The organism is Bifidobacterium sp. UBA4282 (assembly GCF_002394995.1).
Taxonomy (GTDB): Bacteria; Actinomycetota; Actinomycetes; order Actinomycetales; family Bifidobacteriaceae; genus Bifidobacterium; species Bifidobacterium pullorum_B.
In genome coordinates, this window is the sequence record NZ_DGVO01000038.1 from 15,505 (window position 1) to 25,697 (window position 10,193).

A 10,193-nucleotide genomic window follows, 5' to 3' on the forward strand; every position below is an offset into this window, starting at 1 on the left:
GGGGCGCTCACTTCACCTACGGGCAGTCCACTGGACTGCCCGCTTCACGGTTCAGCGATCGAGAAACTCTGAACGAGGGCGCGGCAAACCGTCGTCCACCCCCTGCGCGTATAGTTGAACTTTGGTGTCTGCCGTCAGGTGGACGCCGTCTGGAGCCTTAGCCCATCAACGGGTCGGCGGCCGCGGGGACCTCGGTTCCGGCAGCCGTTCGTGCCTCGGCACGATGAAGCGTTGGAGAGGCCGGCTCAGCACGGGGAGGCTTCGGCCGTCCCGTGTTCCGTTCAAACAACGACAGAAGGAATATCTCAATGACGAACGTTCAGCGTTCCCGCCGTCAGGTGCGTCTTTCCCGCGCCCTCGGCATTGCACTGACCCCCAAGGCTCAGCGCATCTTCGAAAAGCGTCCGTATGCCCCGGGTGAGCATGGCCGCACCCGCCGTCGCACCGAGTCCGATTACGCGGTGCGTCTGCGCGAGAAGCAGCGTCTGCGCGCCCAGTACGGCATCTCGGAGAAGCAGCTTCGCGCCGCTTATGAGAAGGGCACCCGTACCGCCGGCCAGACCGGCAACGCGATGCTCTCCGATCTGGAGACCCGCCTTGACGCCCTGGTGCTGCGCGCCGGCTTTGCCCGCACGACCGCCCAGGCCCGTCAGTTCGTGGTGCACCGTCACATCCTCGTCGACGGCAACGTCGTCGATCGCCCGTCCTACCGCGTCAAGCCCGGCCAGACCATTCAGGTGAAGGCCAAGAGCCAGACCATGGTGCCGTTCCAGATTGCCGCCGAAGGCGTGCATCGTGACGTGCTGCCGGCGGTTCCGGGTTATCTCGACGTGAACCTCCCGTCGCTCAAGGCGACCCTGACCCGCAAGCCGGAAGCCGAGGAAATCCCGGTGCAGGTCAACATCCAGTACGTCGTCGAATTCTATTCGCGCTGATCTGGATTTTCTTACCAACAAGGACATACCGAAAAGACCCCGCAAGGTTCGCCCTGCGGGGTCTTTTCGTCGTCCGGACGATGGCGGTCAGTCACCGATCACACTGCCGACGATGGCCGAGACGATGGACATGATGAGCGAGCCGAGCACGGACCACCAGAACCCGTCGATGCCGACGCCGACCCCGAAGATCGAGACCGCCAGCCAGGAGGCGAGCTCCATGAACAACCAGTTGATCACCAGAGCCACGATGCCGAGCGAGAGAATCGAGAACGGCAGCGCCAGCGTCTGGACGACCGGTTTGATGGAGGCGTTGATCAACGCCATGAACAATGCGAACGCGGCGATGCCAAGCACCGGCGGCTCACCGAGCGCGCGCATGCCGGGCAGCAGGGCCACCATGACGCCTGCTGCGATGGTCATCACCAGCCAACGAGAGATAAAACGTCCCATACCAGCCAGTAAACCATGCCAGGCGGGCCAACGACACGCCGCGGTGGTGGCAGAATACCGGGGGAGGCTTGCCGGGAATGGCCGAATGCCGGGGGCTGTGCGGTAAACCTGACCGCCGGGGTTCGCCACCCCCCCTCGGCATGTCATCACCGTGGCGAGCCCCCCCCGATTCGCTGCGCCACGCGTCCGACCGGCACGGATAATGGAGGGCATGAGAGTGCATCTGCATATGGTCCGGCACGGACAGACGTTCTTCAATCGGTACAACAGGCTGCAGGGCTGGTCGAACGCCACCCTGACCGAGTCCGGCAGGGCCGACGCGGTCAAGGCCGGCAACAAGCTGCGCGATCTGGACTTCGCCGCCGCGTACTGCTCCGACACCACGCGCGCCATCGAGACCGCGACGACCATTCTCGACATCAACGAACAGGCCGGCCACCATCGTCCGGAACTGACGACGGATATGCACTTCCGCGAACAGTACTACGGATACTTCGAGGGCCTGGATATGGGTATGGCCTGGCATGCGGCCGGCGCGCCGCACGGCGCCCCGAGCTACAACGCCATCGTGCGGCAGTACGGACCGGGCGCCACGCGGGATTTCCTCAAGGAGGCCGATCCCTTCCACGATGCCGAATCCGACGCGGAATACTGGACGCGTGTGGAGGGGGCCTACGCGCTGATCGCGGCGAATCCCGACCTGCATGACGGGGACGATGTGCTGGTCATCGGCCACGGCAACACACTGCTCAGCCTGATGCACCGATTCGCTCCAGAGGGCTACGATCTGGGCGAACGCCCCGCCAACGGCAGCGTGACAGTATTGGATTTCGACACGCAGGCTCCGTTTGCCCAAGCGCTCACCGTGGTTTCGTACAACCAGTGACACTTGCCGGCGTCTGGGGCGTTGGCTACGCTTATGTCGGTATTGTGTGCGCGGCATGAGGCCGTGCACCGGGAAATGTGAGGTTCATGATGGGTGTTGGAGAGATCGCCGGTCTGATTGCGGCGATAGCGTTCGCCATTCTGGCCGGATTCCTGATCTATCCGCTGATCCGCCTCGGCAAGCTGTTCGATCAGCTGGCCGAAACCGTCAAGCAAACCGGTGACCACGCCATCCCGGCCCTTGACGAGAGCGTGACGACGGTCAAGCAGGTCAATAAGTCGTTGGAGGACGTCAACAAGATCTCCGCCGCGGCCTCCACCACGGCCAACAACGTGGGGGCGTTGACCGATCTGTATGGCTCGTTCCTCGGCAAGCCCGTCATCAAGGTCGCTTCCACGGTATATGCGCTGAAATCCACCGCGCAGTCGTTCATGTCCAAGCGCGTCATGCAGCAGTCGGACAAGGGGGAGTGATGGTCAAGCGATTGTTCTGGATAGCCGTCGGCGTGGCCATCGGCATCGTCGCGGTCAGCAAGGCGCAGGCGTACGTCAAGGCGAACACGCCGGATTCCGCGCGGCAGTTCCTGCTCGGCCCCGATCAGGATCACGTGGCGGTCAAAACGCTCGAAGGGCTGGTCAACGAGTTCAACGCCACCCGTCGAGCCCGCGAGGCTGAGCTCAACGAACGATATATCGGCCGGCTGCGCTGATCCATCCGACGATCGGCCGGCACGGCGCTCCCGCCCCCGCCGCCACCAATCATCATCGATACCGTTTTTAGGGCCTGATACGCCCATGCTCTGATATCAAGGAGAGACAACCACCCATGCGCACCTCTGAAATCGCGAAGCGCTTTCTGGATTACTTCGAACAGCACGACCATCTCGTCGTGCCTTCGGCGTCTCTGATCTCGCCGAACCCGACCACCCTGTTCACCATCGCCGGCATGGTGCCGTTCATCCCGTACCTGATGGGCGAGCAGACGGCCCCCCATCCGCGTATGGCCTCGAACCAGAAGTGCGTGCGCACGCTGGATATCGACGAGGTGGGCAAGACCACCCGCCATGGCACGTTCTTCCAGATGCTCGGCAACTTCTCGTTCGGCGACTACTTCAAGGAAGAGGCCATCCACTACGCCTACGAGCTGCTGACCAAGCCCCAGGACCAGGGCGGCTACGGCTTCGACCCCGAGAAGCTGTGGATGACCACGTTCACCGATGACGAGGAGGCCCGCGCCATGTGGCGCAACGAGGGCGTGGACCCCGAGCACATCCAGATCATGGGCATGGAGGACAACTTCTGGACCACCGGCGGCCCCGGCCCCGGCGGCCCGTGCTCCGAGATCTACGTGGACCGCGGTCCCGAATTCGGTATCGAGGGCGGCCCGATCGCCGACGAGAACCGGTACATCGAGATCTGGGACCTGGTGTTCGAGAACTACGAGGTCGACAACGTCAAGTCCAAGACCGACCTGCACATCGTCGGCGAGCTGGAGAACAAGAACATCGACACCGGCGCCGGCCTGGAACGCATGGCCTACCTGCTGCAGGGCAAGAACAACATCTATGAGACCGACGAGGTGTTCCCGGTTATCGAGGCCGCGCAGCGCATGTCCGGCCGCATGTATGGCGACGAAGCGGCCATGGACGTCAAGTTCCGCGTGGTCGCCGACCACGTGCGCTCCGCGCTGATGATCATGAGCGACGGCGTGCGCCCGGCCAACAACGGCCGAGGCTACGTGCTGCGCCGCCTGCTGCGCCGCATCGTCAAGGCGATGCGCACGCTCGGCGTGACCGATCCGGTGCTGCCGACGCTGTTCCCGGTGTCCAAGGACGCGATGGTGCCGAGCTACCCCGAGCTGGAGCAGACCTTCCATGACGTGTCCGAAGCCGCGTACGGCGAGGAGGACGCGTTCCGCCGCACGCTGGAATCCGGCACCGAGATCTTCGACATGGCCGTGGTCAAAGCCAAGCAGGCCGGCAAGGACACTGTCTCCGGCACCGATGCGTTCACCCTGCATGACACGTACGGCTTCCCGATCGAACTGACGCTGGAGATGGCTGCCGAACAAGGTGTGAAGGTGGACGAGGCGAAGTTCCGCGAGCTGATGGCCGAACAGAAGTCTCGCGCCCGCGCCGATGCGTTGAAGAAGCGCCATAATGTGGATCTGTCCGTGTATGACGATTTCAAGAAGACGCTGGCCGCGCCGATCGCCTTCCTCGGCTACACCGACTATTCCAGCCGTTCGAAGGTCCTCGGCATCATGCAGGAGGGCAAAGGGTCCGTGCCGGCGGTCACCGCCCCGGCCACCATCGAGGTGATCCTCGACCGTACGCCGTTCTATGCGGAGGCAGGCGGACAGCTCGCCGATCAGGGTGAGATCCTGTCCGATGATGGCGCGGTGCTCGAGGTCGACGACGTGCAGAAGCCGATCAAGGACCTGATCGTGCACCAGTGCCGCCTGACCGAAGGCACACTGGTCGTGGGTACCGAGGTCAACGCCACGATCGATCTGGACCGCCGCGGCGCCATCGCCCGCTCGCACACCGCCACCCACATGGTGCATAAGGCGCTGCGCGAGGAGCTCGGCCCGCAGGCCACCCAGCGCGGTTCCGAGGATGCTCCGAACCGTCTGCGCTTCGACTTCCAGTGGTCCAAGGCGCCAGCCAAGACGATCATGAGCGCGGTCGAGGCCCGCGTCAACGACAAGCTGCGCGACAATCTGGCCGTCACCACGCAGGAGATGAAGTTCGACGACGCCATCGCCCTCGGTGCCATGCACCTGTTCGGCGAGAAGTACGGCGACATTGTGCGTGTCGTCTCGATCGGCGAGGACGGCTGGAGCCGCGAGCTGTGCGGCGGCACCCACGTGGACCACGTTGGCAAGATCGGCCAGGTCAGCATCCTGTCCGAGGCGTCGATCGGCTCCGGCGTGCGCCGTGTGGACGCGTTGGTCGGCCAGAGCGCCTACGAGTACAACGCCCGCGAGCATGCCCTGGTCTCCCAGCTGTCCGACAAGCTCAACGCCCGTCCGGACGAACTGGCCGAACGCGTGAACACGCTGCTGGCCAAGCTCAAGGAATCCGACCGCCGTCTGGCCGCCATGTATGAGAGCCAGCTGGCCTCCACGGTGCCCGGACTGGTGGCGGAGGCCAAGGCTTCGGCCGCGCCGGTCAAGGTGGCCGCCCGGAACGTCGGGCATTTCGGCTCGTTCGACGCGCTGCGCAAGACCGTGCTGGACATCCGCGGACAGCTCGGCGAGGACGCCCCCGTGGTGGTGGCACTGGCCGGCGTGAGCGCCGACGACAAGCCGATGGTCGCCGTGGCCACCAACGAGGCCGCGCGCAAGAGCGGCATCAAGGCCGGCGATCTGGTGCGCGGCGCCTCCAAGATCCTCGGCGGCGGTGGCGGCGGCAAGCCGGACTTCGCCCAGGGCGGCGGCTCCGACGCCTCCAAGATCGATGCCGCGCTGCAGTCGCTGACGCACGAGGCGATGAAGGGCTGAACCACATCCCATGGTGTGGCTTGGTGTTGATCTAGGCAACGCCCGGGTCGGACTGGCACTGTCCGACCCGGAACTGACGTTGGCGCACCCGGCGGGGAACGTTCCAGTCAACGGCGACTCGTTCTTCGCCCTGGATGCGGTGATCGGCGTCATCGAGGACGAAAACGTGGACCATGTGGTGGTGGGCCTGCCCCTGCAGATGGACGGCACCGAGGGCAGGAGCGCCAAGAAGGCGCGGAGGTGGGCCGATAACCTCAAAAAGAGAATGTCCGCTCTCCTGGATGACGGTCAATTCGCGTTGGCGTCTATTCCGGCTGTAACATTGGTGGATGAACGACTGACCACCGTCAGCGCGCATCGGCTGCTGCACGATGCCCGGATCGGTGGCAGGCAGCATCGTCCTGTGGTCGATCAGCAGGCGGCGGTGGTGATACTGCAGACCGCGTTGGATAGCAGAGAGAACAGGTAAGAGGAGCGACCCCGTGTCCGATAGTTTCAGTGATTTCTTCGAGGAGAACACGCAGTGGTCCGATTCGGGCGGTGACGGGTTCTCCGCGTTGCCCCCACACCCGCCGCGTTCTCGGCGTGAGATGCGCCGCAAGCGTTCGGAACGCAAGCGGCACCGGATCGTGGCCGCCGTTGTGGTGGTCGTCGTCCTGGCGCTGGTCGGCGTGGCGGGGTTCTTCGGATACCGTGCGCTGCGGCAGTGGCAGGCCAATCGTGAGGCCGCCCAGGTCGTCATCGAGGATTACCCGGGGCCGGGCAACGGCAGCGTGCAATTCACCGTGGAAAGCGGCAGCGACTGGCATACCGTGGCGCAGAACCTGACCAAGCAGGACATCATCAAATCCCCCGAGGCGCTGACCAGCATCGCCGGTAATTCCACGCTGTACCCGGGCACCTTCAGCCTGCAGTACCAGATGAAGGCCTCGGATGTGCTGGCGGTGTTGTCCGATCAAGGGCAGGCCGGCGGGTTCATCGAGGTCAGACCCGGCGAACGCGTCAGCGACGTCATCGCCAACGCGGCGCAGGTCACCGGCCTGTCCGAAAGCGACTTCCAATCGATTATCGACGGCGGTGGTGACGGCATCCTGCCCGCCGAGGCCAACGGCAGCTTCGAGGGCTGGCTGGAACCCGGCTCGTACAACCCCTCGGAGGGACAGACCGCCTCGGATATCCTGACGCAGATGGTCAACGCCCGCATCGCCAAACTCGACGAGATGGGCGTGCCGACCGGCGAGGAACGCGAGAAGATCATGATCATGGCCTCCATCGCCGAGGCCGAGGTCAACTCGCAGGAGTACTACGGCAAGGTCACCCGCGTGATTCTCAACCGCATCGATATCGGCATGCCGCTGGGCATGGATACCACTGTGGCCTACGGTCTGGGCATCACCGCGGCGGAACTGACCGACGCCATGCTGGCGGACGACTCCAACCCGTACAACACGCGCATTCATCAAGGTCTGCCGCCGACCCCGATCAGCAATCCGGGAGACAACGCCATCCAGGCCGCGATGAATCCCGAACCGGGTGATTGGCTGTACTTCGTCACCACGAATCTGCAAACCGGCGAGACCAAGTTCGCCGTCACCGAGGACGAATTCTGGCAGATCCGGGACGAGTACAAGAACAACAACCCCGACGCGAACTGACCGGTCACACCGGTCCCGATACCGTGTGAGGCGGCGTCATCCTGCGGGAGGCGCCGCCTCACACGTATTCCCTTATCCGCATACTCCCAGCGCCGCGGTCGCGGCCACCACAATCACCGGCGCGAACGGCACCTTGCCCGCATAGGGGGTGTCCCCCTGCCAATCGAACCGTCGCCACAGCAGCATCCAGACCAGCCCCAGCACGCCCATCGCCAGCCACCAGACCACCACGCCCCACAAGCCGGCCGTCCCCACGGTCAGACCCATCAGCAGCGTCACGGTCACATCGCCGAATCCCAGCGCACCGGGCCTGACCAGCGCCAATCCGCACTGTACCGCGGCGCACAGCACGGCGAACAGCGCCGCCTGCAGCACCAGGAACAGGTCGTTGCCCAGCAGCGCGGCCACAATCAGGGCCACCAGCTGCAGCAGGCAGCCCACGGCCACCCACAGCCGCGGCACACGGCGGCATCGGATGTCCTCAACACTGATCGCCAGTCCACATAGAAGACTCGGCAGCGCAACAAGGTAGCCCATGCCGGTAGGATAGACCGAAGTTGCAAGGAACACCACTTACCAAGGAGTACAGGCATGTTGCGTTGGCAGACGGCAGGGGAGTCGCACGGCGAGGCGCTGGTCGCCATGATCGAGGGAATGCCGGCCGGCGTGCGGGTGACCTCGCAGGATATCGTCGGCGCCCTGGCGCGTCGCCGCCTCGGGTACGGGCGCGGCGCGCGTATGAAGTTCGAACAGGATCAGGTGCGGCTGCTCACCGGCGTGCGGCACGGCGAGACGCTTGGCTCGCCCGTCGCCATCGAGATTGGCAACACCGAATGGCCCAAGTGGACCCAGGTCATGAGCGCGGACCCGCTCGACCATGACCTGCCGCGCGAGGGACGCAACGCGCCGCTGAGTCGTCCGCGCCCCGGTCATGCCGACCTGACCGGCATGCGCAAGTACGGCTTCGACGACGCCCGTCCGGTGCTGGAACGCTCCAGCGCCCGCGAGACGGCCTCGCGCGTGGCGCTTGGCGCCGTGGCGGCGTTGTTCCTGGAACAGTCGCTGGGCATCCGCACTGTGGCGCATGTGATCTCCATCGGGGGCGCGGGTGTGGAGGATCCCGCATCCGCCCCGCTGCCCACGCCGGATGATGTGACGGCCCTGGACGCCTCGCCGGTACGGACCCTTGACAAGGCCGCCGAGGCGCGGATGATCGCACGCATCGATGAGGCCAAGGCCAACGCCGATACCTTAGGCGGTGTAGTCGAGGTCATCGCCTACGGCGTGCCGGCAGGCATCGGCACGTACGTGGAGTCCGACCGCAGGCTCGACGCCGCTCTGGCCTCCGCGCTGATGGGCATCCAGGCCATCAAGGGCGTGGAGATCGGCGACGGCTTCCTGGAGGCCCTGCGCCCCGGGTCGCAGGCACATGACGAGATCATGATCGGCGATGACGGGCGTATCACGCGTATGACGAACCGCGCGGGCGGCATCGAGGGCGGCATGTCCAACGGGCAGCCGATCCGTGTGCGTGCGGCGATGAAGCCGATCCCCTCGATCCCCAAGGCGCTGCGCACCGTGGACGTGCTGACCGGCGAGGCGGCGCAGGCCATCAACCAGCGTTCCGACTCCACCGCCGTGCCGGCGGCCGCGGTGGTGACCGAAGCCATGGTGCGGCTGACCATCGCGCGGTATGTGCTGGAGAAGTTCGGCGGCGACAACATCGCCGAAACCCGACGCAACGCCGAGGCGTACCTAGCCTCGTGGCCGGAGCATATGCGCTGATGCCTGTCGTCTGGTGCCCGGCGATGCGCGGATCGCACCATGACGACGACGGGTGTGAAATCATCCGTTATCTCGGACGGATAGGAGGAGGGAACTGACGATGATGAACCATCCGCAGGCCGTGGTCATCGGCATGATGGGCGCGGGCAAGACCCGCGTCGGACGGGAGACCGCGCAGCTGATGGGGCTGCCGTTCCTCGACGCGGACGTGGAGATCGAACGTCAGGTGGGCATGTCCATCCCCGAATATTTCGAGCGATATGGGGAACCGGCGTTCCGCGAGGTCGAGAGCGATCTGATCCGGCGAACCGTCAACGGGTTCGACGGCATCTTCTCGCTGGGCGGGGGCGCCCCGATGACGCCCGCGGTGCGCGAATGCCTGGCCGAGTACATAGCCGAGGGCGGCAAGGTGATCTATCTGATGGCCGACCCCCGCGAGGCGATGGAACGCGCCCGGCGCGGCGGCGGCCGGCCGATGCTCAACGGCGACGCCGACGAACGGTGGCAGTCACTGTACCAGGTGCGCGATCCGGTGTTCCGGGATGTGGCGAATGTGATGGTGTATACCTACGGTCTGTCGCCGGCGCAGGCGGCAAGGAGGATGAAGGATATGATCGACGAACGAGCCGTGCACGTGACCGGTTCCGATATCGACCCGTACGATGTGCGCATCGGGGAGCGGGCGATGAGCCACCTGCCCGAGCTGCTGGGGGATCGGGTGACTCGTGTGGCGCTGATCCATACGCAACCCGTGCAGCGGCATTCCGATCATGCGCGTGCGCTGCTGCGCCAGGGCGGGTACGAGGTCGTGGATATCGTGGTACCCGATGCCGAGGCCGGCAAGACCGTGGACGTGGCCAACGGCGTCTGGCAGCGTCTCGGCGAGGAGGGCTTCACCCGCTCCGACGCGATCGTGGGCGTCGGCGGGGGAGCGGCCACCGATCTGGCCGGGTTCATCGCCGCCACGTGGATGCG

General features: G+C 65.2%; 11 protein-coding genes. 9 read left to right on the forward strand and 2 right to left on the reverse strand.

Annotated elements, in window-relative coordinates:
• Positions 1 to 308 precede the first annotated feature (308 nt).
• Positions 309 to 935, forward strand: coding sequence for a 30S ribosomal protein S4 (gene rpsD, locus B4C31_RS05805; RefSeq protein WP_033507486.1), 627 nt, complete (start codon positions 309 to 311; stop codon positions 933 to 935).
• Positions 936 to 1,022: 87 nt separating this feature from the next.
• Here the strand turns inward: rpsD and B4C31_RS05810 are convergent, their stop codons facing one another.
• Entirely contained in the window at positions 1,023 to 1,388 is a 366-nt protein-coding gene (locus B4C31_RS05810) for a phage holin family protein (protein WP_291531703.1), read from the reverse strand.
• A gap of 211 nt (positions 1,389 to 1,599) precedes the next feature.
• On the opposite strand from B4C31_RS05810, the gene B4C31_RS05815 reads away from it, so the two are divergent.
• The 6 genes from B4C31_RS05815 (at position 1,600) to mltG (ending at position 7,433) form a co-directional block, all read left to right on the forward strand.
• On the forward strand, positions 1,600 to 2,274 hold the full coding sequence (locus B4C31_RS05815; protein WP_291531704.1) for a histidine phosphatase family protein: 675 nt from the start codon (positions 1,600 to 1,602) through the stop codon (positions 2,272 to 2,274).
• Positions 2,275 to 2,363: 89 nt separating this feature from the next.
• The gene (locus tag B4C31_RS05820; RefSeq protein ID WP_291531714.1) at positions 2,364 to 2,747 is read left to right on the forward strand and encodes a DUF948 domain-containing protein; all 384 of its coding nucleotides are present in this window, start codon (positions 2,364 to 2,366) and stop codon (positions 2,745 to 2,747) included.
• Positions 2,747 to 2,983, forward strand: coding sequence for a hypothetical protein (locus tag B4C31_RS05825; RefSeq protein ID WP_282943254.1), 237 nt, complete (start codon positions 2,747 to 2,749; stop codon positions 2,981 to 2,983). The genes B4C31_RS05820 and B4C31_RS05825 overlap by 1 nt, the downstream gene beginning before the upstream one ends.
• 116 nt (positions 2,984 to 3,099) lie before the next feature.
• Entirely contained in the window at positions 3,100 to 5,778 is a 2,679-nt protein-coding gene (gene alaS, locus B4C31_RS05830) for an alanine--tRNA ligase (protein ID WP_291531705.1), read from the forward strand.
• Positions 5,779 to 5,788: 10 nt separating this feature from the next.
• Entirely contained in the window at positions 5,789 to 6,247 is a 459-nt protein-coding gene (ruvX, locus tag B4C31_RS05835; protein ID WP_291531706.1) for a Holliday junction resolvase RuvX, read from the forward strand.
• A gap of 13 nt (positions 6,248 to 6,260) precedes the next feature.
• Positions 6,261 to 7,433 carry an endolytic transglycosylase MltG gene (gene mltG / locus B4C31_RS05840; RefSeq protein WP_291531707.1) on the forward strand — a complete coding sequence of 391 codons (1,173 nt, stop codon included), beginning with the start codon at positions 6,261 to 6,263 and terminating at the stop codon, positions 7,431 to 7,433.
• Between the two features lie 72 nt (positions 7,434 to 7,505).
• On the opposite strand, the gene B4C31_RS05845 is transcribed toward mltG, so the two are convergent.
• The gene (locus tag B4C31_RS05845) at positions 7,506 to 7,970 is read right to left on the reverse strand and encodes a prepilin peptidase (RefSeq protein ID WP_291531708.1); all 465 of its coding nucleotides are present in this window, start codon (positions 7,968 to 7,970) and stop codon (positions 7,506 to 7,508) included.
• A gap of 54 nt (positions 7,971 to 8,024) precedes the next feature.
• Here B4C31_RS05845 and aroC point away from each other — a divergent pair, with 54 nt between their 5' ends.
• Together aroC and B4C31_RS05855 are read left to right on the forward strand one after the other, a co-directional pair.
• Positions 8,025 to 9,218, forward strand: coding sequence for a chorismate synthase (gene aroC, locus B4C31_RS05850; RefSeq protein WP_291531709.1), 1,194 nt, complete (start codon positions 8,025 to 8,027; stop codon positions 9,216 to 9,218).
• 100 nt (positions 9,219 to 9,318) lie between these two features.
• The coding region (locus tag B4C31_RS05855) for a shikimate kinase (protein ID WP_291531710.1) at positions 9,319 to 10,193 on the forward strand (875 nt) is incomplete at its 3' end.

Bases quoted from the DNA above. Each gene is read 5' to 3' on its own strand.
- B4C31_RS05825 (WP_282943254.1), top strand. From the start codon at position 2,747: ATGGTCAAGCGATTGTTCTGGATAGCCGTCGGCGTGGCCATCGGCATC.
- rpsD (WP_033507486.1), top strand. From the start codon at position 309: ATGACGAACGTTCAGCGTTCCCGCCGTCAGGTGCGTCTTTCCCGCGCC.
- B4C31_RS05815 (WP_291531704.1), top strand. From the start codon at position 1,600: ATGAGAGTGCATCTGCATATGGTCCGGCACGGACAGACGTTCTTCAAT.
- B4C31_RS05820 (WP_291531714.1), top strand. From the start codon at position 2,364: ATGGGTGTTGGAGAGATCGCCGGTCTGATTGCGGCGATAGCGTTCGCC.
- alaS (WP_291531705.1), top strand. From the start codon at position 3,100: ATGCGCACCTCTGAAATCGCGAAGCGCTTTCTGGATTACTTCGAACAG.
- ruvX (WP_291531706.1), top strand. From the start codon at position 5,789: ATGGTGTGGCTTGGTGTTGATCTAGGCAACGCCCGGGTCGGACTGGCA.
- aroC (WP_291531709.1), top strand. From the start codon at position 8,025: ATGTTGCGTTGGCAGACGGCAGGGGAGTCGCACGGCGAGGCGCTGGTC.
- B4C31_RS05810 (WP_291531703.1), bottom strand. From the start codon at position 1,388: ATGGGACGTTTTATCTCTCGTTGGCTGGTGATGACCATCGCAGCAGGC.
- B4C31_RS05845 (WP_291531708.1), bottom strand. From the start codon at position 7,970: ATGGGCTACCTTGTTGCGCTGCCGAGTCTTCTATGTGGACTGGCGATC.